Source organism: Catellatospora sp. NPDC049111 (assembly GCF_040648615.1).
Classification (GTDB): domain Bacteria; phylum Actinomycetota; class Actinomycetes; order Mycobacteriales; family Micromonosporaceae; genus Catellatospora; species Catellatospora aurea.
Genome location: NZ_JBEZEB010000033.1, coordinates 51,143 through 73,927, shown reverse-complemented (window position 1 = coordinate 73,927; position 22,785 = coordinate 51,143). Strand labels below are relative to the sequence as shown.

At 72.8% G+C, this 22,785-nt stretch carries 22 protein-coding genes and 1 tRNA gene; 7 read left to right on the top strand and 16 right to left on the bottom strand.

Translation table 11 applies throughout. From position 1 onward, the window contains the following. Positions 1-16: 16 nt before the first annotated feature. On the bottom strand, positions 17-871 hold the full coding sequence (locus AB0B66_RS32080) for a TatD family hydrolase (RefSeq protein WP_360537016.1): 855 nt from the start codon (positions 869-871) through the stop codon (positions 17-19). Between the two features lie 133 nt (positions 872-1,004). On the opposite strand from AB0B66_RS32080, the gene AB0B66_RS32075 reads away from it, so the two are divergent. Further along, positions 1,005-2,237: a hypothetical protein gene (locus AB0B66_RS32075; protein ID WP_360537014.1), complete on the top strand. Its 1,233-nt coding sequence runs from the start codon at positions 1,005-1,007 to the stop codon at positions 2,235-2,237. Here AB0B66_RS32075 and metG read toward each other — a convergent pair. Beyond that, on the bottom strand, positions 2,234-4,009 hold the full coding sequence (gene metG / locus AB0B66_RS32070; RefSeq protein ID WP_360537012.1) for a methionine--tRNA ligase: 1,776 nt from the start codon (positions 4,007-4,009) through the stop codon (positions 2,234-2,236). The genes AB0B66_RS32075 and metG overlap by 4 nt on opposite strands. Before the next feature lie 124 nt (positions 4,010-4,133). On the opposite strand from metG, the gene AB0B66_RS32065 reads away from it, so the two are divergent. Then, on the top strand, positions 4,134-5,624 hold the full coding sequence (locus tag AB0B66_RS32065; RefSeq protein WP_360537010.1) for a hypothetical protein: 1,491 nt from the start codon (positions 4,134-4,136) through the stop codon (positions 5,622-5,624). Positions 5,625-5,770: 146 nt separating this feature from the next. On the opposite strand, the gene rsmI is transcribed toward AB0B66_RS32065, so the two are convergent. Next, on the bottom strand, positions 5,771-6,601 hold the full coding sequence (rsmI, locus tag AB0B66_RS32060; protein ID WP_360537008.1) for a 16S rRNA (cytidine(1402)-2'-O)-methyltransferase: 831 nt from the start codon (positions 6,599-6,601) through the stop codon (positions 5,771-5,773). Between the two features lie 85 nt (positions 6,602-6,686). Here rsmI and AB0B66_RS32055 point away from each other — a divergent pair, with 85 nt between their 5' ends. After that, positions 6,687-8,213: a phospholipid carrier-dependent glycosyltransferase gene (locus AB0B66_RS32055; protein WP_360537006.1), complete on the top strand. Its 1,527-nt coding sequence runs from the start codon at positions 6,687-6,689 to the stop codon at positions 8,211-8,213. A gap of 116 nt (positions 8,214-8,329) precedes the next feature. On the opposite strand, the gene AB0B66_RS32050 is transcribed toward AB0B66_RS32055, so the two are convergent. The 6 genes from AB0B66_RS32050 to AB0B66_RS32025 all read right to left on the bottom strand — a co-directional run bounded on the left by AB0B66_RS32050 (position 8,330) and on the right by AB0B66_RS32025 (position 15,120). Beyond that, positions 8,330-8,403 (bottom strand) — tRNA-Ala (locus AB0B66_RS32050). A gap of 238 nt (positions 8,404-8,641) precedes the next feature. After that, complete coding sequence (locus AB0B66_RS32045; RefSeq protein WP_360537004.1) at positions 8,642-9,406, bottom strand: hypothetical protein; 765 nt, start codon at positions 9,404-9,406, stop codon at positions 8,642-8,644. Between the two features lie 129 nt (positions 9,407-9,535). After that, positions 9,536-10,162: a GNAT family protein gene (locus AB0B66_RS32040; RefSeq protein ID WP_360537002.1), complete on the bottom strand. Its 627-nt coding sequence runs from the start codon at positions 10,160-10,162 to the stop codon at positions 9,536-9,538. Positions 10,163-10,217: 55 nt separating this feature from the next. Then, positions 10,218-11,519, bottom strand: coding sequence for a gephyrin-like molybdotransferase Glp (gene glp, locus AB0B66_RS32035; RefSeq protein WP_360537000.1), 1,302 nt, complete (start codon positions 11,517-11,519; stop codon positions 10,218-10,220). 1 nt (position 11,520) lies between these two features. After that, entirely contained in the window at positions 11,521-12,471 is a 951-nt protein-coding gene (locus tag AB0B66_RS32030) for a UTP--glucose-1-phosphate uridylyltransferase (protein WP_360536998.1), read from the bottom strand. Positions 12,472-12,480: 9 nt separating this feature from the next. Then, positions 12,481-15,120, bottom strand: a complete 2,640-nt coding sequence (locus AB0B66_RS32025) for a diguanylate cyclase (protein WP_360536996.1) — start codon at positions 15,118-15,120, stop codon at positions 12,481-12,483. Between the two features lie 115 nt (positions 15,121-15,235). Here AB0B66_RS32025 and AB0B66_RS32020 point away from each other — a divergent pair, with 115 nt between their 5' ends. Together AB0B66_RS32020 and AB0B66_RS32015 are read left to right on the top strand one after the other, a co-directional pair. After that, on the top strand, positions 15,236-15,826 hold the full coding sequence (locus AB0B66_RS32020; protein ID WP_360536994.1) for a 5-formyltetrahydrofolate cyclo-ligase: 591 nt from the start codon (positions 15,236-15,238) through the stop codon (positions 15,824-15,826). A gap of 104 nt (positions 15,827-15,930) precedes the next feature. Further along, entirely contained in the window at positions 15,931-16,245 is a 315-nt protein-coding gene (locus AB0B66_RS32015) for an FmdB family zinc ribbon protein (protein ID WP_360536992.1), read from the top strand. A gap of 73 nt (positions 16,246-16,318) precedes the next feature. Here AB0B66_RS32015 and AB0B66_RS32010 read toward each other — a convergent pair whose 3' ends face one another. Continuing rightward, positions 16,319-16,492 carry a hypothetical protein gene (locus tag AB0B66_RS32010; protein WP_203698702.1) on the bottom strand — a complete coding sequence of 58 codons (174 nt, stop codon included), beginning with the start codon at positions 16,490-16,492 and terminating at the stop codon, positions 16,319-16,321. Between the two features lie 62 nt (positions 16,493-16,554). Here AB0B66_RS32010 and AB0B66_RS32005 point away from each other — a divergent pair, with 62 nt between their 5' ends. Then, positions 16,555-16,842 (top strand): hypothetical protein, encoded by a 288-nt coding sequence (locus AB0B66_RS32005; RefSeq protein ID WP_360536990.1) that lies wholly within the window; start codon positions 16,555-16,557, stop codon positions 16,840-16,842. Between the two features lie 4 nt (positions 16,843-16,846). On the opposite strand, the gene AB0B66_RS32000 is transcribed toward AB0B66_RS32005, so the two are convergent. Continuing rightward, positions 16,847-17,332, bottom strand: a complete 486-nt coding sequence (locus AB0B66_RS32000; RefSeq protein WP_360536988.1) for a DUF2231 domain-containing protein — start codon at positions 17,330-17,332, stop codon at positions 16,847-16,849. A 148-nt stretch (positions 17,333-17,480) separates the two neighbouring features. On the opposite strand from AB0B66_RS32000, the gene AB0B66_RS31995 reads away from it, so the two are divergent. Beyond that, entirely contained in the window at positions 17,481-17,945 is a 465-nt protein-coding gene (locus AB0B66_RS31995; protein WP_360536986.1) for a Fur family transcriptional regulator, read from the top strand. Positions 17,946-18,039: 94 nt separating this feature from the next. On the opposite strand, the gene AB0B66_RS31990 is transcribed toward AB0B66_RS31995, so the two are convergent. The 5 genes from AB0B66_RS31990 to AB0B66_RS31970 form a co-directional block, all read right to left on the bottom strand. Next, positions 18,040-18,867, bottom strand: coding sequence for a PD-(D/E)XK nuclease family protein (locus tag AB0B66_RS31990; protein ID WP_360537054.1), 828 nt, complete (start codon positions 18,865-18,867; stop codon positions 18,040-18,042). A gap of 243 nt (positions 18,868-19,110) precedes the next feature. After that, a complete protein-coding gene (locus AB0B66_RS31985; protein ID WP_360536984.1) occupies positions 19,111-19,728 on the bottom strand; it encodes a MarC family protein in 618 nt (205 codons plus the stop codon). A gap of 28 nt (positions 19,729-19,756) precedes the next feature. After that, positions 19,757-20,623, bottom strand: coding sequence for a PHP domain-containing protein (locus AB0B66_RS31980; protein ID WP_360536982.1), 867 nt, complete (start codon positions 20,621-20,623; stop codon positions 19,757-19,759). Then, positions 20,620-21,858, bottom strand: coding sequence for a hypothetical protein (locus AB0B66_RS31975; protein WP_360536980.1), 1,239 nt, complete (start codon positions 21,856-21,858; stop codon positions 20,620-20,622). The genes AB0B66_RS31980 and AB0B66_RS31975 overlap by 4 nt, the downstream gene beginning before the upstream one ends. Next, on the bottom strand, positions 21,855-22,559 hold the full coding sequence (locus tag AB0B66_RS31970) for a SigE family RNA polymerase sigma factor (RefSeq protein WP_360536978.1): 705 nt from the start codon (positions 22,557-22,559) through the stop codon (positions 21,855-21,857). Before AB0B66_RS31970 ends, AB0B66_RS31975 begins: the two co-directional genes overlap by 4 nt. Positions 22,560-22,785: the final 226 nt, after the last annotated feature.

Genomic DNA, 22,785 nt, shown 5'->3' with positions numbered 1-22,785 from the left:
ACGTGCCCGGCGACACTCACCAGGGCCCGAAGATCCGGTTCCCGTTGTCCGAGATCGCCTCGCACATCTCGGCCAGCGGCATGCCCTTGGCCTCGGCGAGGGCCCGCACGGTCAGCGGGATCAGGTAGGAGGCGTTGGGCCTGCCCCGGAACGGCATCGGCGTCAGGTAGGGCGCGTCGGTCTCGACGAGGATCTGGCCCGGCGGGGTCAGCGCGGCGGCGGCCCGCAGCTGCGGGGCGTTCTTGAAGGTGACCGTGCCGGCGAAGGACAGCACGAAGCCGCGCCGCACGCACTCGGCGGCGAACGCCTCGTCGCCGGAGAAGCAGTGCATCACCACCGTCTCGGGGGCGCCCTCGTCGTCGAGCACCCGCAGGATGTCGGCGTGAGCGTCGCGGTCGTGGATGACCAGCGGTTTGCCGACCCGCTTGGCCAGCGCGATGTGCGCGCGGAAGCTGCGTTCCTGCGGCCGCAACCCTTCTTCCTTGGTACGGAAGAAGTCCAGGCCCGTCTCGCCGATGCCGCGCACCCGCGGGTCCTCGGCGAGCGCCGCGATCTCGGCGAGCGCCGCATCCAGATCGGACAGGCGCGGGGCCTCGTTCGGGTGCAGCGCCACGGTGGCGACGACGGCGGGGTGCTCGCCGGCGCAGGCCGCGCCCCAGCGCGACGACTTCACATCGACGCCCACCTGCACCAGGCGGTCCACGCCGACGTTGGCGGCGGCGTCGATCTGGGTGGCCGGGTCGCCGCCGTCCTCGGCGACGATGTCGAGGTGGGTGTGGCTGTCCAACACCGGGTGGGGCAGCGGCTCCGGGGCGGGCGGGAAGGACTCCCAGCGGCGTTCGGCGGCCCGCGCGGCGCGATCGTTCGTCACCCGGCCATGATCCCACCCGGTGCTGCCGTCGGTGAGCGGACCGTCCCGCTGCGAGGTCGATCACCCTGCGCGCGGCCTTCTGTTCAGGCCGTGTTCACCTGGGCGGCACGCGCGGAGATTAGCGTCGGAGTTCGTGACGACCGTCAATGACACCGAGCGCGGCACGGTCCTCGTGGACGGCCGCGCCTACGCCGCGGACGCGATCGCCGGCGGCGCCGCGTACGAGCTGTTCAGTGAGATGCCCGCGCCGGGCTTCCTGCGCCTGGACAACCCGGCCCGGTGGGCGTACCACCGGTTCGTGCCGGCCGCCGAGGTCACCGCAGGTGCGCAGGCGCTGGCCGCGTCGCACCCGGAGTCGCCGCTGTGCGCGCCGCTGTCACGCGCGGTGAGCTGGGAGCACGTGCACCGGCTCAGCCAGCGTCCGCCCCGTGACCGGCAGGCCGCCGACCTGGTCGGCACCGTGCGGGCGAGCGCGACGGTGCGCCGCGGCACCCGGATGATCATGCCGCTGAACCCCACCGGTGTCACCGCGCTGCTGCGCGGCCGGTTGCCGCACGGATTCTGCTACCGCGAGTGGGACATCGCCCACCTGCGCACCCCCGCCGAACTCGCCGTGCTGGGCGCGGGCGGCACCGGGGCCCAGGATGCGGCCGACGAGATCGCCTACGTGCTGCGCTGGCGGGCCGTCGACCCGCGTGACTACATGCCGTCGATCGGGGACGCGGTGGTCGGCCTGGTCGCCATGCCGCCGCACGACCGGGTCGGCGCGGCGGTGCTGGGCACCGGGTTCGCGCCGAGCAGCAGTGAGCTGATCCCCGAGTGGGTCACGGCGGACTTCGCCGACCTGCCGCTGCCCGCGCACGCGGCGCTGGTCGCGTACGTGCCGGACGGCACCGAGATCGTGCTGTACACCTTCCAGCCCGAACAGCGGGGCTGGCTGCGCCTGGTCGGCCCGCAGTGGCGGCGGCTGCTGCACCCGCTGCGCGAGATCAGCGCCGATCAGGAGTACCTGCCGATCCCGCGTACGGAGGCGGTGTTCAGCCGGCTGATCGGCACGTTCCGGGGCGAGGAGTACGAGGCCGTCGCCGACCCGCCGGAGGAGTTCCGGGTGCTGGCGATGAGCCGGGCCGCCCGCTACCCGGTCGAGTCGCTGCAGCGGCGCACCCGCTACGCGCACTGGCGCGGCGCGCCCTGCACCGTGCTCGCGGCCGACAGCACCTGGGTGCGGCTGCGCCTGTGCCGCCCCGACCCGCAGAACGTGGCCGCGCTGGGCGCGCAGTGCTACGAACGGGGCATCTACGAGGCCTGGGCGCCGGCGACCGAGGTCACCGACGCCCAGGACGTCAACATCCCGTACCCGCTCTAGCCTTCGAGCCGGGCCAGCTCCTCGTCCACGATGGACGGGTCCAGCTTCTTGAACACCGGCGTCGGCGCGCTCAGCGGCGTGCCGGCGCGCAGCTCGCGCGGCTCCCACTTCGTCCCGACGGTGTAGTCGCCGGTCAGCACCGGGTAGCCGGGGCCGCCGTCGAGATCGGACACCTCGACGATCTCGGGCATCGGCGCGTGCACGCCCTCGCCGCCGAGCAGCGTGTGGATCTTCTGAGCGGCGTGCGGCAGGAACGGCGTCAGCAGCGTGTTGCAGTCGGTGATCGCCTGCAGCGCGGTGTGCAGGATGGTGGCCAGCCGGGGCCGGTCCTCCTCCGCCTTGATCTTCCACGGCGACTGGTCCGACAGGTACTTGTTGGCCTCGCCGACGATGCGCATCGCCTCGTTGATCGCGGCCTTCTGCTTGTGGTTCTCCAGCAGGTTGCCGACCGTCGTGAAGCCGCCGCGCACCGTCTCCAGCAGCGCGGTGTCCTCGGCGGTCAGGTTGCTGGCCATCGGCACCGCGCCGAAGTTCTTCGCCGCCATCGAGATGGTGCGGTTGACCAGGTTGCCCCAGCCCGCGACCAGCTCGTCGTTGTTGCGGCGCAGGAACTCCGCCCAGGTGAAGTCGGTGTCGGTGGTCTCCGGACCGGCCACCGCGATGTAGTAGCGCAGCGCGTCGGCGTCGTAGCGGGCCAGGAAGTCGCGCACGTAGATGACGACCCGGCGCGAGGAGGAGAACTTGCGGCCCTCCATCGTCAGATACTCGCTGGACACCACCTCGGTGGGCAGGCCCAGCTCGCCGAGCTCGCCCGGCTTGCCGCCCTTGTCGCCCTTGCCGTCGTAGCCGAGCAGGATCGCCGGCCAGATCAGCGAGTGGAAGACGATGTTGTCCTTGCCCATGAAGTAGTACGAGCGGCCGTCCTCGGACTGCCACCACTTGCGCCACGCCTCCGGGTCGCCGGAGCGGCGGGCCCACTCGATCGAGGCCGACAGGTAGCCGATGACCGCGTCGAACCAGACGTAGAAGCGCTTGGTGTCCCAGCCCTCCTTCGGGATCGGCACACCCCAGTCCAGGTCGCGGGTGATCGCGCGGGGGCGCAGGTCGGCCACCAGGTTCTTGGAGAAGCGCAGCACGTTGGGCCGCCAGCCCTCCCGGGTGTCCAGCCACGCGCCCAGCGCCTCGGCGAACGCCGACAGGTCGAGGAAGTAGTGCTCCGAGTCGACGAACTCCGGCGTCTCGCCGTTGATCTTCGACTTGGGGTTGATCAGGTCGATCGGGTCCAGCTGGTTGCCGCAATTGTCGCACTGGTCACCGCGGGCGCTGGTGTACCCGCAGATCGGGCAGGTGCCCTCGATGTACCGGTCGGGCAGGCCGCGGCCGGTCGACGGGGAGATCGCGGCCTGGGTGGTCTTCGCGATCACGTACCCGTTGTCGAACAGGGCGGTGAACAGCTCCTGCACCACGGCGTAGTGGTTGCGGGTGGTGGTCCGGGTGAACAGGTCGTAGGCCAGGCCCAGGCCGTGCAGATCCTCGACGATCATGCGGTTGTACTTGTCGACCGCTTCGCGGGGCGTGATGCCCTCGGCGTCGGCCTGCACCTGGATCGGCGTGCCGTGCTCGTCGGTGCCCGACACCATGAGCACGTCGTGGCCCGCCATGCGCATGTACCGGCTGAAGACGTCGGAGGGCACTCCGAAACCGGAGACATGACCGATGTGGCGCGGGCCGTTGGCATAAGGCCAGGCGACCGCGGCGAGAACGTGACTCATGACTAACCAGCGTAGTGAAGGCCGCCGCTGGCCGATGCACCGGTTGTCACCTCGTACGACACGCGCGGCAAATCCGCTTGTCGGGTGTCCGACTGGAGTGAAATGACCAGGTATGAGGGATAACGTGGACAGCCTCGCACACGAAGAGCCCACCCAGCGGGTCGAGCCCGGAACGGCCCCCGGCCGCGACGAACCCCACCCCTCCCGGCCCGTCCGGTCCGGCACGCTCATCGCGCCGCCCCCACCGGGCCTGGTGGCCCTGCCGACCGACCTGGACGCCCCGTGGCGCCGCCCCGACGAAGCGCCCCCGTCGCGCCGGGCCGCCACGCCCGACCCGGCACCGCAGGCGGCCGACCCGGTGCCGCAGACGCCCGGCCAGGTGCCGCAGACGCCCGGCCAGGTGCCGCAGACGCCCGGCCAGGTGCCGCAGGCGCCCGACGCGGAGCAGCCGGACTGCGAGGCATCGCCGCAGCACGTGGACAGCGCACCCGCGGATCCGGACCCGGCCGCTGACGCGACACCCGCGACGCCCGTGCAGGCCGTCGAGCCCACCCAGGCCGTCGAGCCCACCCGCGCCATGGAGTCCCTACATGCCCCGGAGCCCGCACAGCGTATACACCCGGCCTGGCTCGGCGAGCCGACCGGCCGCTTCGACCTGGACCTGCCCGAACACGGCCGCACGAACCCGTCCTGGCTCGGCGAGCCGACGCCCCGCCCCGACCCCGACGAGCCGTTCGACCAGTACGCCCTGGATGACGACCCGCCCCCGGCCGCGTTCGGCCGGGGCGTCGACGCCGTAACTCAAGGCCGGCCGGGGCGGGCGGCGCGGGACGCCGTGACGATCGACCTGGCCGAGGACGACTGGCACGCCGACCTGCCGGACGCCGTCGACGGTTCCGTGCCCGGTTATCCGCCCACCATCCCCGCGCCACCCGGGGCGCAGCGGCCGGTGTCGGCCGGAGCCGCTCAGCCGCAGGCCACCGGGTACGCCGCGCCCACCGAGGCGTTCACCATGCCGGTGCAGGAGGTCCCCCGGGAGAGCTGGATCGACCCGCGGCTGCGCGGCGGCCGTCGCGCCCGGCAGGAGGACGCCCCGAAACGCAAGCGGGCGCGGCCGCCGCGCGCACCCCGGCGTACCGTCGTCGCGATGCCGCTGCTGATCCTGTTCGCGCTGGTCGCCGCGTTCTTCAGCTGGGTCAGCGCGGAGCCGTTGTGGCTCGCGATGGGCCACGGCAAGACCGGCACCCTGACCGTCACCGGCTGCGCGGGCAGCGGGCTGCTGCAGCGCTGCGTAGGCGAGTTCGCCACCCCGGCGCGCGACTTCACCGCCGTCTCGGTCGACGTGTTCGGCCCGCCCGGGCAGGCCGAGGGCCTGAGCGCCCCGGCGCGCATCGTCGGGGCGAACAGCCACCGGGCGTACGTCACCAACGGCACCGGCGGCCTGCACCTGCGCTGGATCGTCGGGCTGTCGATCGTGCTGCTCTGCTCGGTCGCCATCGTCTTCGCCACCGGCGCCCTGCGCCTGCCGGAGCCCCGCGAACGCCTCGCCGCCGTGGGCCTCGCCTTCGCCGGCCCCCTCCTCGTCACCATCGGCTTCCTCGCCGCCACCTTCTGACCCGCCGCCCGTCCCGCACCGCCGCACCTCGATTTGCATCGACGTTGGCCTATTACATCGAGTTTTCGTGGCTCGCGCTCGATGTAATAGGCCAACGTCTGTTCAGAGCGGGGTCGGCGGACCGGGCCGAGGGCCGGCGGATGGGGTCAGCGGCGGGTGGAGAGGTCGTAGACGTCGCGTTTGGGGAGGCGGTGGGCGGCGGCCACGGCGGCGGCGGCGTCGCGGCGGGACATGCCCTCGGCCACGTGCGCGGCGACCTCGGCGATGAGCTGCTCGTCGGTCGGGCGGGTGGTGTCGGGCACCGCGCCCGCGACGACCAGGGTGATCTCACCCCGGAACTCTGCCAGTTCCGCCAGCTCGGCCAGCGGCGCGCGGCGTACCTCCTCGTAGGTCTTGGTCAGCTCGCGGCACAGGGCGGCGGCCCGGTCGCCGCCGAACGCCGCCACCAGGTCGGCGAGGGTGTCCTGGATGCGGTGGGTGGACTCGAAGAAGACCAGGGTGCGCTCCTCGGCCGCGAGCGCGGCCAGCCGGGCGCGCCGCTCGCCGCCCTTGCGCGGCAGGAAGCCCTCGAAGCAGAACCGGTCGCAGGGCAGCCCGGACAGCGCCAGCGCCGTGGTGACCGCGCTGGGGCCGGGGGCGCAGGTGACGGGCAGCCCGGCCGCGAGCGCTGCCGCGACGAGCCGGTAGCCGGGGTCGCTGACGCTGGGCATGCCGCCGTCGGTCACCAGCGCCACCCGCTGCCCGTCCCGCATCGCCTCGACCAGTTCGGGGGTACGCCGCTCCTCGTTGCCCTCGAAGTACGAGACGATCTTGCCGGGGATCACGATGTCGAGGTCGCGGGCCAGCCGGAGCAGCCGCCGGGTGTCCTCGGCCGCGACCAGGTCCACCTCGGTGAGCACCTGGCGCAGCCGCGCCGAGGCGTCCGCGGGGTTGCCCAGCGGCGCGCCGCACAGCACCAGCCCGGTGAGTTCCGCCATCTGTCCCTGCCTTCGATGCGTTCTTTTGCCGATCACCGCGAACTGAGGCGACGGATTCCGAGTTTTTCAGCCTACGATCCTTGGCGTGACCCAGACGGCGACGGCGCCCCCGCAGGCGCCCATCACTTCCGAGCCGCACGTGCTCAATGTCGTTCGGCGTCGGCTGCTGCCCTTGGAGCAGCGGCTGAACCCGTACGCGTGGCTGGCCGCGCTGGCGGTCACCTTCCTCGCGGGCGTGCTGCGCCTCTACAACCTGGCGAAGCCGCCCGGCAAGATCTTCGACGAGACCTACTACGCCACCGACGCCCACTGGCTGTGGGAGAAGGGGTTCGAGTGGGACGAGAAGAACGGCACCGCCGGCTACGTCGTGCACCCGCCGCTCGGCAAGTGGATCATCGGACTGGGTGAGCAGGTCCTCGGCTACAACGAGGCTGGCTGGCGGCTGTCGGCGGCGGTGTTCGGCACCATCTCGGTGCTGATGTTCACCCGCATCGCCATGCGCATGTTCGGCTCGGTGGTGCTGGGCTGCGCGGCGGGCCTGCTGATGGCGTTCGACGGCATGCACTTCGTGCTGTCGCGCACCGCGCTGCTTGACCTGTTCCTGATGTTCTTCGTGCTGGCCGCGTTCGGCGCGCTGGTCCTCGACCGGGATCAGCGCCGCCTGCGCTGGCTGCGTTTCATCGAGGGCGGCGGAAACCCGCACGGGCGGGGCCGGGACAACCGGCCGCCGTTCGCGGTGCCGTGGTGGCGGCTGGCGGCGGCGGCCCTGCTGGGCTGCGCCCTGGCCGTGAAGTGGTCGGCGCTGGCGTTCCTGCCGGTGGTCGTGCTGCTGGTGATCTGGTGGGAGGTGGGCGCCCGGCGCAGTGCCGGGGTGCGCCACCCCATCATCGACACCATCCTCGACGAGGGCCTGTGGATCCTCGCCTGCATCCCGATCGTGCTGGGCGTGTACCTGGCGACCTGGAGCGGCTGGATCTTCACCGACGGCGGCTACTACCGGACCTGGTCGCCGAACTGGTTCAGCAGCCTGCTGCACTACCACCAGGAGGCGCTGAACTTCCACGAAGGCCTCAGCTCGGAGCACACGTACCAGTCCGAGGGGGCATGGGCGCCCATCCAGTGGCTGCTGCTGGGCCGACCGGTGGCCTTCTACTGGTCCGGGGACCCGGGTTGCGGGGTGGACCAGTGCGCGGCTGAGGTGCTGCTGCTGGGCACGCCGCTGCTGTGGTGGAGTTTCCTGCCCGCGCTGGGCGCGACGCTGTGGTTCGGCATCGCGCGCCGCGACTGGCGGGCCGGGGCGATCCTGGCGATGACGGCCGCCGCGCTGATCCCGTGGTTCTTCTTCCCGCACCGCACGATGTTCTACTTCTACGCCATGCCGGCCGAGCCGTTCCTGATCCTGGCCGTGGTGTTCGTCTTCGGGGCGATCCTCACCTCGCCGCCGGGCCTGCCGCAGGACGAGAACAGGCAGCTCATCGGCTCGATCGCGCTCGGCGCGTACGTGCTGCTAGTCGTGATCATGTTCGCGTTCTTCTACCCGATCTACACGGGCCAGTCGATCCCGTACGTGGACTGGCAGCACCGCATGTTCCTGGGCAACCGCTGGATCTGACGGCGGAGCGCCTCCCGAAGGCCCGTGGTGAGCCGCCGCGGGCCTTCGTCGTTCTTGGGTTCCACCACACCCGGAAATGACGAAAGCCCAGCTCTTATGAGCTGGGCTTTCTCGGGTGGAGACGAGGGGATTCGAACCCCTGACCCCCTCGATGCGAACGAGGTGCGCTACCGGGCTGCGCCACGTCCCCGAGTTGGTCCGTTTCACGGACCGGCCAAGGTTAGCAGGTCCGCCGGACGATCGCGAATCCATACCCCGTGCGTCGCGCGTCACGTCCCGCCTGCCGCGTCCCCACTCCGTCCGGCGCGCGGCGTCGCCCACTGAAGATCGCCGTTTCAGGGCAGAACCTCGGGTCGGACCCCACATCCTGACCGCAAACAGCGATCTTGCCGCTGCACCGGCCCACGGCGCCGGCCCGCGGCACGGCCTCAGGCGGCGGGGCCCGCGTGGTACGGCTTGCCGCGTACGCCGCCCTGGCGGCCGCGGTAGGAGATGGTGGCCACGCGCGGCGGCGGAGGTGCCTCGGCGGCCAGGGACTCGGCCTGGGCCTGCAGGGCCGCCAACTGCTCCTGGGCCCGCAGCAGCTCCTCCTGGAGAAGCCGGGCGGCCTCGCGGCGGGCCTGCGCGCGCCGCCGCTGGGCGAGGCGGACCTGCGCCTGCTGCTCGGCGAGCCACTGCGCCTGCCGCTCCTCGGCGCGGCGGCGGCGCGCCGTACGCAGGGCCTGCCCACGCAGGTGGGCGACGTACAGCAGCAGCATCGAGCCGGTCACCGACACGCTGATCAGGAAGCCGGGGCTGACCAGCGCGACGCCGGCCAGCTGCACCAGGTTCAGCAGCACCAGCCCGGCGAGCAGCCGCCGGCGGCGGTACACGGCGGGGCGGTGCCGGCGGTGGGGCTTGGCCTTGGCCCGCTCACCCTGACCGACGAGCCGCAGCGGGGTGCGGGACGGTCCTTTGCCGGAGGAGGACGGGGCGGACACGGGGGCGGTGCACAGTGCCCGGGGCGGCCGGATCGGGCGGCGGCCGGGCACCGTGCGGCGGCGGCGCCGGCGCGACAGCACCCGCGCGGTAGAGATCGCCCGCTCCGCCACCAGCCGCTCGGTGGCGTCGTACCGGCGCACCAGCGCCGGGGCGAGAGCGAGCAGGCCCGCAGCGGCGAGGACGGCGAGGAGCACCGAGGTCGGCACCCTCACCCCTCCCGTCACACCCGTAGTGCGGTGACCGGCCTATCGATCGGCCACCGTAAGACTTCCAGTGAGGGGAGCCTACGTTCGTGATCACGTGATCGCACAACGCCACACCGTACGAAGGTGAAGTCGGGTTCAGCCGCGCCGACGCCGCCAACGAGCCATCAGGCCGCCGTCGGTAGCGACGTCCTCCCAGGTCAGCGCGTATCCGATGTGATCACGCCAAGCGCCGTCGATGAACATGTAGTGAGGGTGGTAACCCTCCTCGCGGAAGCCGAGCTTCTCCACGACGCGGCGGCTGGGCTTGTTCTCCGGCCGGATGTTGACCTCGACCCGGTGCAGCCGGCCCGGCCCGAACGCGTGGTCGACGACGAGCGCGAGCGCCGTGGGCATGATGCCGCGCCCGGCCACCCGCGAGTCGATCCAGTAGCCGCAGTACGCCGACGAGAACGCCCGGCGCACGATGCTGCCCAGGTTGATGTGCCCGACGAGGCGTTCACGGCCCTGCTCGCGTACGCAGATCGCGAAGGGCATCGACTCGCCCTGGCGGGCGCCCTTGCGCATGGCCCGCCGGATCATGTGGAACGCGGCGGTCGAGTTCAGCTCGGCCCACGGCGCGGGCGGGGTGGCCTCCCACTGCCGCAGCCAGGCCTCGTTGTAGGTGCGCACCTCGACCCACTGCCCGGCGTCGCCGCGCCGGTACGGCCGCAGCACGACGTTCCCGTCGGTGAGCACCGCCGGATACCCCACCGCGCTGCTCATGCCATCGCCTGCGCGGCAGCGGGACACGACAGCGGGAGGCGCAGGACCTGCCCCCTCATCGCCGGCGGTCCAGCAGCAGCACGTCCACGGTGGAACCCGCGGCCGCGCTGGTCACCCGCTCACCCAGCACCAGAAGTCCGTTCGCCTCCGCCATACCGGCCAGGGTACGGGCACCGCCCGGCAGGGGTTGCACCGTGTAGCCGCCCCCGCGGCGCTCGGCGACCAGCGCGGGCCGGAACTCGCGCAGCCCGCCCGGCGAGGCGACGGTCTCCAGCAGGTGGCCGCGCACCGAGGGCCGGAACACCGGCTCGGCCCCGGCCAGCACCTGGATCACGGGCCGGGCCAGCACCTCGAAGCCGATCAGCGCGGCCCCGGGCTCGCCGGGCAGGCACACGATCGGCACCTCCTCGGCGCTGCCGACGGTGCCGAAGCCGAGCGTGCCGCACGGGTACAGCGACACGTCGGTGAAGGTCACCATGCCCGCGCGGCTGCCGTCGCGGCGTGACAGGATGCGCCGCACCATGTCGCCCGGCCCGGTGCCGGACCCGCCGGTGGTGATGATCAGATCGGCGCGCAGCGTCTGGTCCTCCAGCAGCGCGCGCAGCGCCTCCGGGTCGTCGTCGCAGATCCCCACGCGGTACGCGTGCGCGCCCGCCTCCGCGGTGGCCGCGGTCAGCGCGTGCGAGTTGACGTCGACGACCTGGCCGGCCTGCGAGACCCGGCCCGCCTCGACCAGTTCGTCGCCGGTGGACACGATCACGACGCGCGGGCTGGGCCGCACCACGACGTGCCCGATCCCGCTGGCGGCCAACGCCCCGACCAGCGCGGGAGTGACCGTGGTCCCGGCGCGGGCCAGCACCATGCCCTCGGCGACGATCTCGCCGGTGCGGCGTACGCCCAGACCGCGCTTGGCCGGGTGGTAGACCTCGACCGAGGCCATGCCCTGGTCGGTCCAGCGGATCGGCACCACCACGTCTGCGGCCTGCGGCAGGGCCGCCCCGGCGGCGACGGAGAAGCAGGTGCCGGGCGTGAGCCGGGCCGGCCGCCAGCTGGACGCGGCGAGGTCGCCCACCACGTTCAGGCGGGCGGGCCGGCCCGCGGCCGCCGCGGCGACGTCCTCGGACCGGGCCGCATACCCGTCGATCGCGGCCTGATCGAAGGCCGGGTACGGGTGGCTCGCCACCACGTTGTCGGCCAGCACGTTGCCGTGTGCCTGGGTCAGGTCCAGGTCCAACGCCGGCAGCGCCCGCAGCCTGCGCAGCACGCTGCCCAGGTAGTCGGCGAGTGGCGTCAGCTCGGCCGCGGCTGCCGCGTCGAGATGGACGGGGTCCGGAGTGGACCTGACCGTGGCGGTCATGTCAGGAGGCCTTCCCCGCATTGCGGTCGAGGCCTGCGACGAAGGACTTCAGCCACGCCGTGAAGGCGGGGCCGAGGTCGTCGCGTTCGCTGGCCAGTTGCACGACGGCCTGGAGGTAGCCGAGCGGCATGCCGGTGTCGTAGCGGTGCCCGCGGTACACGATGCCGTGCACCGGCGTGCCCTCCGCGAGCAGCAGCGCCATCGCGTCGGTGAGCTGGATCTCGCCGCCGCTGCCCGGCTTGGTGCGCCGGATCGCGTCGAAGATCGTGCCGGGCAGCACGTACCGGCCGACGACCGCCAGGTTGCTCGGGGCCTCGTCGACGGCGGGCTTCTCCACGAGCCCGGTGACCCGCACGACGTTGTCCACATCGGCGTACTCGGGCCCGGCGTCGGCGATCGACGCGATGCCGTACCGGTTGACCTGGTCCTGCGGAATCTCGATGAAGGCCAGCACGATGCCGCCCGTGCGCGACTGCAGCTCGATCATCTGCGGCAGCAGCGGCTGCGACTCCTCGGTGAACTCGTCACCGAGCAGCACCGCGAACGGGGCGTCGCCCACGTGGGACTCGGCGTAGGAGACCGCGTGGCCCAGGCCCAGCGGCTCGCCCTGGCGGCAGGTGTAGATCTCGGCCAGCTCCGAGGTCCCGCGGACGGCGGCCAGGCGCTCCAGGTCGCCCTTGGCCTCCAGCCGCGCCTCCAGGTAGGGCTGTCGGTCGAAGTGGTCGACCATGCTGGTCTTGCCGCGACCCGTGATCAGCAGGACGTCGTTGATGCCCGACCGCGACGCCTCCTCCACGATGTACTGCAGAACCGGCCGGTCGACGACCGGCAGCAACTCCTTGGGCACCGCCTTGGTGGCCGGTAGGAACCGGGTCGCCAGTCCGGCGGCCGGGATGACCGCCTTGGTGGCCCGCTGACCGTGCGCTTGTGCGTGGGGGGTGTGCTCCGACATGTCGCGAGACTAACGGCCCCGAGCCTGTCGAGGGGCTTGTGGGCTGCTCGACGCGCCGCCGGATGGGCACAGGATCCCGCCGGGCAGCGCGACCTGGAAGGTGTCGCGCCCGGCCGCCTTGGCGGCGTACAGGGCCTCGTCGGCCGCCTGGAGCACCCCGGCGCCCTGCGACCCGTGGTCGGGCAGCACGGCCAGTCCGATGGAGACCGTGACATTGACGTAGAGGTCCGCGCCGCCGTCCCGGGCCGGCACGATGATCGGCTCACGGCGCACCGCGTCGCACAGCCGCTCGGCGACGGCGACGCCGCCCACCTCGTCGGTCTCCGGCAGCAGCACCACGAACTCCTCGCCGCCGTGCCGGAAGGCCACGTCGACCTCGCGGATCTCGTACCGGATGCGCTGGGCGAACTCGGCCAGCACGGCGTCCCCGGCGGCGTGGCCGTAGGTGTCGTTGATCTCCTTGAACCGGTCCAGGTCCAGGGCCAGCACGCACAGCCGCCGTCCGAAGCGCACCGCCCGCTCGGACTCCCGGCGCAGCGACTCGCGCAGCGAGCGGTAGTTGAACAGCCCGGTCAGCGGGTCGGTCACCGACAGCCGCTGCGCCTCCTCGTGCACCCGCACGTTGTCCACCGCGACCGCGGCCTGCCCGGCGAAGGTGCGCAGGGTGACCAGATCGGAGTCGTCGAACTCGTCGCGGCCGAGCCGGTCGTAGAGGGCCAGCACGCCGCGTGCCGCGGGCAGCGCCCCCGGCTGCGGGAACGAACTCGCCTCACCCAGCCCCGGCGCGGAGAACGGCACCACCATGTACGTACGGCAGTCCGGCTCGCCCGGGTCCAGCCGCGGCCCGTCCCGCTCGACGCGGCCCAGCCGGGGCACCCCGGTGGCGGCGACGGAACCGGTCAGGCCCAGCCCGTACGGCACCCGCAGGGTGCCCCGCTCGCCGGTGGTCCACTGCTCGGGCAGGCCCTCGGTGCACTGGCCGACCAGCGCGCCGGTGGCCGGGTCGGCCAGCAGCACCATGCCGGCCGACGCGCCGGTGGCGTGCCGGGCGGTCTGCAGGATGACCCGCAGGATGCGGTCCAGGTCGTGCGTGCTGGACAGGGTGTCGCCGAGCACGCCCAGGTGCCCGCGCAGCTGGTCCCGGCTGGCCGTCAGCGCCGCCACGTAGGTGTGCAGCTCGCGGGTCATGTGGTTGAACGCGGTGGCCATCCGTCCGATCTCGTCGTTGCCGCGGACCGGCACCCGGGCGTCCAGGTCGCCCCCGGCCACCCGGTCGGCGGCCGCGGCCAGCTCGACCACGGGCTCGGTCGCGGTCTTCGCCAGCCACCAGGCCACCGTCACGGCCACCCCGGCGGTGATCAGGACGACGAGGGTGAGCAGCAGGTAGAGACCGGTCGGCGGGCGGGCGGGCAGCGACACGGCCAGCGGCAGCGGCTCCCCGGGCACCGGCCCGATCCGGGCCACCAGGTGGCCGTTGTCGGCCGAGCCGGTCGCGCCGTCGCCCAGCTTGCCCGCGTACCCGCTGATGGTGGCCGCGTCCGCGCCGAGCATCGTGGTGTGCACCGGCCCGCCCGGGGCGGTCTCCTCGGGAGCGGGAGCGAGGTCGACCTCGCGGCCGAAGTCACCGCCGACCGGCTCGTCCCCGGCCACGCCGGTGCCCTGAGCCGCGTCCGGCTCGCCCACCGGGCCGCCTGGAGCGGCGACATCGGCGCTGCCGGGCCCGTCAGCCGTCGGGTCGACGGGCAGCGCGCCGCCGGTGAGGTCGCCGGGCTGCCCCGCCGCCACGCCCGCAGCCGCGCCGTTGGCCCCGGCGCCCGCAAGGGCCTGGCCGTTCGTTCCGGCGCCGGCGGGGGCCTCATTCGTTCCGATACCGCCCGGACCCGTGCCGATCGCGCCGATACCACCCGGAACGGCGCCGGGCATGCCGCCGATCGCACCCGTGTCGTCGGCGGGGTCGTCGGCACCGTCGGCGGTGCCGTCCGTGCCGTCCGCGTCGCCGCCGGGTTCCCCGAGGGTGCCGTCGGGGTCCGCCGCCAGGTCGGGGTCGGCGGTGGGCGCTCCCGCCGGGACACCGGCTCCGGGCAGCAGGGTCAGCTGCGCGCCGCTGGCCTGGGCCAGGCGGCGGATCAGGTCGCCGTCGACGGTGAGGGCGGCCGAGACGGTGCCGGTCGGCTCGCCGTTCGGGCCGGCCAGCGGCACTCGGGCCGACAGCGCCTCGAACCCGGCCACCGCGTCCGGGCGCACCTGCGGGTCGGGCCCGGCGCAGTCGGCCCACGGCGGGGCCGGGGCCTGGGCGGTGGTGACGCCGTCGACGCCGGTGTCGATGTGCACACCGCCGGCGAGCCCCGCGGCGACCATCCGTTCGGCGGTGGCCAGGCGCTGGTCGGCCGGTGCGGCGGCGACGCCCTCGGCGACGGCGCGCAGTTGACCGCAGAGCGAGCCGACCGAGGTGCGCACCGAGCCGGCGGCGACGGCCAGCCGTTCGGTAGCGCGCTCGTGGGACAGCTTGCTGACCATCGTGCCGACGAAGAACGCGCCGAGCAGGACGGGACTGAGGACCACCGCCAGGAAGGCGGTGGTGAGCCGGGCGCGCAGTGTCACACTTTCCCCCTCGGCGGCGGTGAAGTCACCGGGGTCAACGGCGAACATCGAACTAGGATGCGTCGCTTGTACAACCTGAGGACGTTATGAGTGAATATTCCGTTTTGTCAGTAACCGCCGCGACGAACCCTGAACGACGCCAGATCCGAGCGGTCTCCCCCCGGTGACGACGCCCGTACCCGCCAAGCGAGAACTGCGCGCCGCGGTGCTGGCGGCCCGCCGCGCGCTGACCCCGGCCGCGCTCGACGAGGCGGACACGGCGCTGGCCGCGCGCCTGCCGGAGCTGGTCGCGCGCGGTGCGGCGCTGACCGTCTGCGCGTACGTGCCGATGGTCGGCGAACCCGGCGGCCCCGGGCTGCCCGACCGGCTGGCCGCCACGCCCGGCGTGGCCCGGGTGCTGCTGCCGGTGCTGCGGCCCGACCGCGATCTCGACTGGGCCGCCTACGCCGGTCCGGAGTCGCTGGTGCCCGCCGCGTTCGGGCTGCGCGAGCCCACCGGTCCCCGCCTCGGCGTGACGGGGATCACCACGGCCGATCTGGTGCTGGTCCCGGCGGTCGCGGTCGACCGGAGCGGCACGCGGCTCGGCCGCGGTGGGGGCAGCTACGACCGCGCCCTGGCCCGGGTACGCGGCGGCGTACCGGTGATCGCGCTGCTGTACGACGGTGAACTGCTCGACGGGATCCCCGCCGAGGCGCACGACCAGCGCGTGCACGGCGCGCTCATGCCGAGCGGCCTGCGGCGCATTCCCGGCTGACCCGCACAGTGTGATCGGCGACAGCTACTTGGCACGTCGCGGGGCGGTCAGGCACTATTAGCACTCGGTATACCCGAGTGCCAGCAATGATCATGGAGGGGAACGTGCCCACCTACCAGTACGCCTGCACCGCTTGCGGTCACCAGCTGGAGGCCGTGCAGTCGTTCGCGGACGAGCCGCTGACCGAGTGCCCGACGTGCGAGGGCACCCTGCGCAAGCTGTTCTCGTCGGTCGGCGTGGTCTTCAAGGGATCCGGCTTCTACCGCACCGACTCGCGCGGCAGCGGCTCCGGCACGGCCCCCGCGACATCGAGCAGCTCGTCGTCCGGCAGTTCGACCACCGGCGGCAGCTCCTCGTCGAGCAGCAGCACCCCGTCGTCGAGCACCTCGTCGTCGACCGCGAGCAGCAGCGCTTCCTGAGCTACGTCCGCAATGTCCGGTTCCGCGCTATAGTACGGCGGTGCGTCAGCCCCGCCATCGCTGTGGCCGGCGGTCAGTCCCAGTGCGGCGGGCGCTCGTCGCGCAGCCGGTCGTCGTTGCTCCACGACCGCTCGCCCCAGCCCCGGTCCGTGTCGTCCCGGGTCTGCTCCGGCAGCACCGGACTCTCGTCGTCGAACTCCACCACGCGGTCGTCGTCGCGACCGCCGGGGACAGCGTCACTGCTCACCACCGCAGCATAGGACCAGCCAGGATCGGCCGGTCCTGCCACCTGCCAGTGGAGCAGCCCTCGTGAACCGGCCCGCCGACGATCAGTGGCGCCGGCCGACGCCGGCCGCGGACGGGGCCGACGCCGAGCAGGCCGCCGCGGCGTACCCCGGTCCGCCGCCCGCGGTGCCGCCGCCGCCGGGCTGGCACCCGGAGGTCGCCCCGCGTACCGTGCCCCCGCGGCGGCTGCCCGAACTGGACCACGACGCGATCGACCTCGCCGAGGAGCGCGCGGACCGGTTCACCAACGCGCTCGGTATCGGCGCGGGCGTCGTGCTGATCCTGGTCGCATGCCTGCAGTGGCGGACCTGACCCGTCAGATGCTGCTCCAGACCGCCTGCGCTCCGGTGTCGCCGGTCTTGAAGACGTAGTAGGCGGTGGCTCCGGCAGCCAGCAGGTTCAGCCCGATCAGCGCCCAGCCCGTGGCACGGGAACCGCTGGTCGCCGGCTTCTTCGCGGCCGAGTGCGTGAACAGCACCAGCGCGATCGCCAGCACACCGAGCAGGGTGCCCGCCCAGGCCGCCGCGTCGCCGAAGTCCTTGTGCAGGTCCACCTGGGCGAGGATCTGCGGCGGGTAGCCCTTCTCGACGAGCGTCGTGAACAGGGCCTCGCCGCTCTGGCGCGCGAACCACAGCGCGATCGGCGCGCCGACGCCGAGCAGCAGCACCGCCCAGCCGATGTAGCGGCGCACGGATGGCACGAACGAATAGACCACCACGCCGGCGATCAGCAGCGGGGCGAACACGACTGCGGCGTGCACGAGCAGGGGGTGAGCCGGCAGGCCGAGAAGTTCCTCGAACACTGTGCCTCCACGTGGATTCCGGGGGTGCGTACCCAAGGTCAAGGTGAGCCTAGACCCGCCCACGTCGATGGGACAGAGGGGGAATGGCCCGTGTCGCAGAGCACGTATATCGGACCTTTTCTTGAGGAGATCCAAGTTAGCTGCTGAAATGGTGTTCATGTACGGCGACATCGAGCCACAGGCTCTCCTTCGCGCGCGGGGCCTGCGGGTGACCCGGCCGCGGCTCGCCGTGCTCGACATCCTCGGGCAGGGTGGCCACCTCGAGGTCGAGGAGATCACCCGGCAGGCCCGGCAGCGCCTCGACTCGGTCTCCACCCAGGCGGTCTACGACGTGCTCGGCGCGCTCGCCCGGGCGGGACTGGCCCGGCGCATCGAGCCCGCCGGCTCCCCTGCCCGCTACGAGGCCCGCTCCGGCGACAACCACCACCACATCGTCTGCCGCGGCTGCGGCGCGATCGCCGACGTGGACTGCGCCGTCGGTGCGGCACCCTGCCTCGACCCGAGCCAGACGCACGGCTTCGCCCTCGACGAGGCCGAGGTCACCTACTGGGGCCTGTGCCCGTCCTGCCAGCAACTCGCCGCCGAGGACCGCACCCCCGACACCCCGGCCTGACCCGCACCAGCCGCCGTCAAGATCGTCCGACTTGCCTGGCACCTGTGCGTATCTTGGAACGCCATTCGCCCAGGTGCCGAGCAAGTCGAGTGATCTAGGCAGGAACGGGGCCGGTCGGGGTCGTCTCCACGGCGGCCCAGGTCTCCTTGACCGGAGCCTGCGCGCCCGCCGGGCACACCCTGCGGAAGTCGCACCAGCTGCACAGGCTGCCGGGCCGGGTCGGGAAGGCCTCGTCCGGCGGCGTGCCGTCGGCCAGCGCCTTCTCCGCCGCCACGATGTCGCGCGCGGTGTCCTCGGCCCGGGACACGTGCCGGGCGATCGACTCCGGGGTGTGCTCGTGCGCGGCCACCGTACCGGTCGGCAGGTGGTGCAGCTCGACCCGGCGGCACGGGCGGCGGAACACCCGCTCGGCGGCGAACGCGTACAGCGCCAGCGCCAGCGAGCCACGTGCGTCGTCGGCGTCCAGGCCGGTGCGGCCGGTCTTGTAGTCGACGATCACGGCTTCGCCGCCGCGCGCGTCGATCCGGTCGGCCCGGCCGCTCAGCGCCAGCACCGCGGTCTTCGCGGCCACCGTGCGCTCGACGCCCAGCAGTTCCAGCTCGGGGTCCAGATCGGCGGTGTACGCCTCCAGCCAGCCCAGCGCGCGCTCGTAGACCGCCCGCTCCTGCTCGTCGTCGCGGTAGCCCTCGCGCACCCAGGTCGCCCTCAGCAGCCGCGGCAGCGCGGCGCTGTCTCGCCGTTCCACCGGCAGGTCCCACCAGTTGCGCAGCGCCGTGTGCACGCTCGCGCCGAGCGAGTTGTGCGCCCAGGCGGGCCCCTTCTGCGGCGCGGGCCGGTCGAGGTAGGTGTGCCGGTAGCGGCGCGGGCAGTCGGCGTACGACGAGAGTTTGCTGGGGGTGCACACGAACAGGCGCTCGGGCATCAGGTCGAAGCCGAGCTGCTCCGGGACGTCCTTGCCGCGGCGGGGGCTGGGGGTTCGGCTCACCTGGCAGATCGTGCCAGCCCGGTCGGACACGCGCGAGCCGACCCGCCCGCCCGCTCGCCCGAGAACCCGTTCTTCACAGACGCCGGCCTATCTCATCGACTCCTGCGAGATCGAAGTCGACGAGATAGGCCGGCGTATATTCCGAACGGAATGTGCCCCGCTCCGCCCGACCGGCCCCGGTCAGGGGTGCGCGGTGGTGAACAGCTCGACGAAGGCGCCGATCGAGTCGGCCATCAGCTGGACCGCGATCGCGGCGAGCAGCAGACCCGCGATGCGGGTGAGCACCTCGATGCCGCCGGGCCGCAGCACCTTCACGATGATCCCGGAGTAGCGCAGCACCAGCCACACCGCGACCATGACCGCCACGATGCCCAGCCCGATCGCCACGTACTGCGCGGTGCTGTCGGCACGCTGCACGAACAGCATCGTCGCCACGATCGCACCGGGACCGGCCAGCAGCGGCGTGCCGAGCGGCACCAGGGCGATGTTTGAGGTCGACTGCTGGTCGGGGTCGTCGGCCTTGCCGGTGAGCAGTTCCAGCGCGACCAGGACCAGCAGCAGCCCACCCGCGCCCTGCAGCGCGGGCAGCTGGATGTGCAGGTAGTCCAGGATGGTCTGGCCGGCCACCGCGAAGACGGCGATGACGCCCAGGGCCAGCGCGACCGCGTGCGTGGCCGCCTTGTGCCGGTCCCGGGCGGGCAGCGCGCCGGTCAGCGCGAGAAAGATGGGCACCATTCCCGGCGGGTCGGTGATGACGAGCAGGGTGACGAAGACCTCGCCGAAGAACTTCCAATCCACACCGGATGCATAGCACGACCGGCAAGGGTTATCCGGCGACTCCCGTGACCGGGGTGGCGCCCGTCGCACCGGCGACGATCCGATCCAGCGCCTCGGGGGCCGTGGTGAACTCGCCGATGCGCACCTTCTTGTGGGTGCCGTGGAAGTCCGAGCTGCCGGTGGTGAACAGGCCCAGCTCGGCGGCGATGCGGCGCACCTCGGCGCGCTCGGCCGGGCTGTGGTCGTGGTGGTCGGCCTCCAGGCCGTCCAGCCCGGCTGCCGCGAGCTGCCCGAACAGTTCCTCGGGCACGACTCGCCCGCGGGCCGAAGCGCGCGGGTGGGCGAACACGGTCACCCCGCCCGCAGCCTTGACCAGGCGCAGCGCCTCGAACACGTCGAGGTCCTCCTTGGGCAGCCGGTACGGGCTGCCGTTGCCGAGCCAGCGCGGGCCGAACGCTTCCCGCGTGTCGGCGACGAGCCCGGCTCGGATCAGCGCGGCGGCCAGGTGAGGCCGGCCGACGGTGCCCCCGTCGGCGTGGGCCAGGATGTCGGCCCAGTCCACGTCGATGCCGTCGGCCCGCATCAGCGCGACCATGCGCTCGGCGCGCCCCAGCCGCGACTCGCGGACCCGGGCCAGCGCCGCGACCAGCGCGGGGTCGGCCGGGTCGAACAGGTAGGCCAGCATGTGCAGGGCGATGGACTCGCCCTCGCCGTGCCAGCGGCAGCTCAGCTCGGCCCCTCGGATGAGGGTCAGGCCGGGCGGCAGCGCCTGCGCGGCGGCCGCCCAGCCGGCGGTGGTGTCGTGGTCGGTGAGCGCGGCCACCCGCAGCCCCGCCGCGCCGGCCAGGCGCATCAACTCGTCAGGAGGAGTGGTGCCGTCACTCGCGGTGGAGTGCAGGTGCAGGTCGATCGTCACTTGCCGGCGCCGTACGAAGGGATCATCGTCCAGCCGGGCTGGACGTCCGGGGGCAGTGCCACCTGCAGCTTGGTGCCGTCGCTCTTGCAGGCGAAGATGCCGCCACCTTCGGTCTGCGTCACCACGGTCGTGTTGCCCGACCAGACCACGGCGTCGACGGCGGTGATCGGGCAGTCCGCCCGGAGCACCAGCGCCTGGACCTGGGCCTGCGCCTGTGCCTGTGCCTCTGGCTGCTTCTTGCCGCTGTTCGCCGCCGCCTCGATGCGGGCCCGGTCCAGGTCGATCATCTGCAGGCCGCTCGGCGAGGCCACGGCGAGCAGCCGGCCGTCGGGAGAGAGCGCCGCGTGGAGTTTGACCAGCGCCTTGCCGACCAGGTCGCCGCAGCCCAGCTGCGCGCCGATCTTCAGGCCGTTCTTGACCGCGGTGACGTCGACCAGGCACAGCAGCTCGCCCTTGCCGCGCACGATGCCGACCGCCACGTTGGCCGCGGCGCCGCCGAACACGGCGAGCAGCTCGGCGTTCCAGGTGTCCTTGTACTTCGAGGGCGCCTCGGCGCTCCAGTAGTCGAAGCCCTTCTCGCTGGACACGACCACACGGTCGCCGAAGAAGGTGACCGGGGCGGCGTTCTCGGGCACCGGCGTCGACGCGAGCGTGGTGCCCCGGTCGTCCCCGGTCACCTTGGTGACCGCCAGCGTGCCCTGGTCGTTGGTGGCGACCCGGGTGCCGTCGTGGCTCACCGCCCACTCGCCCTGGCCGGACAGCGTGACCGTCCCACCGGCGCTGTTGGGGAGCAGGCGCACCGTGCTGGAGTCGGAGTACACCCAGCCGTCCGGCACCCTGGCGATCTTGGAGACGTCACCGTCGTGGTCGAGGTCCACTCGCTGCCCGTCGGCGGTCCACAGCTGCTGGCCGACGAGCAGGTCGACCGGCAGGTCCATGGTCGGCAGCTGGGTCTGGCGGGCGGCGACGGGAGCCTCCCCGCCGAAGAGGTTCTGGAAGGTGACCCGGTTCGGGTCCGCGGCCGTCGTCGCCGCGGCACCGAGCCCCTGCGCCGCCACGGCGCCGCCGAGCACGGTCGCGAAGGCGAACACCGTCATCGTGCCGGTCGCCGTGCGCCGTCGCCGGGTCGTCCGGCGCGCCTGTCGGATGGCGCGGCCGGCCGGGTCGGCGGCGGCAGGCAGGGTCTGCGCGCGAGCCGCGAACATCTCACGCAGCTCGTCCTCAAGCATGGTCACCGCCCAGGTTGGCCGACCGGCACGCGGGCCGGTCGAACAGCTTCCCGCCGAGGCGACGGCACCACGGGTGCCGCGACCGGGGTGGGCTCAGCCGTCAGGGTGACCTCGCCGACCGGCAGGTCGAGCGATTCCGTGGCGACCGTGCCCGCCCGCTGCTTCGGGACCGCCGGCTCCGCCGCCTGCGCGGCCGGCAACCTGCCGGTGATTCCCTCGGCTGCCAGCCGCGACCGCAGCGTCCCGAGCGCCCGTGAGGTCTGGCTCTTCACGGTCCCGGGCGAGATCTGCAGCATCGCGGCTGTCTGCGCCTCAGACATGTCCTCGTAGAAACGCAGGACCAGCACGGCGCGTTGTCGTGCCGGAAGAGCTTTGACATGTTTCCACATCACATCGCGCTCGAGCTGCTCTTCGAGATTGTCCGGTGCGGCCCGTTCCGGTAGGAATTCGGTGGGTCGCTCGCCGTGCCAGCGTCGCCGCCACCAGCTGGTCGCGGTGTTCACGAGCACCCGGCGGGCGTACGGCTCCACCGCCTCGATCTGACCCAGGCGCTTCCACGCCAGGTACGTCTTGGTGAGCGCCGTCTGCAGCAGGTCCTCCGCGGTGGCCCAGTCACCGGCCAGCAGGTATGCCGTGCGCAGCAGGGCAGCCGAACGTGCGGTCACGAACTCGCGGAACTCGTCCTCCATGGCCGACCGGTGGCTCACAGACGCACCTCCCATCGCAGGCGTACGTCGCGGACGCCTGACCGAGGCGCGTCGGACGCGCCCATCACCCCGTGTAAGAGGCTTTCGCACGCCGTTCGGTTCCCGGTGTCGGGTGGATACCCCGTATGCGTCAACCTCAACGGACAGACTGGCACACTCGCGCTAGCGGATCTAGATCTGGTAGAGAACTTTCCTGTCGCCGATCGGGCATTTCGGCGGTGGCCGA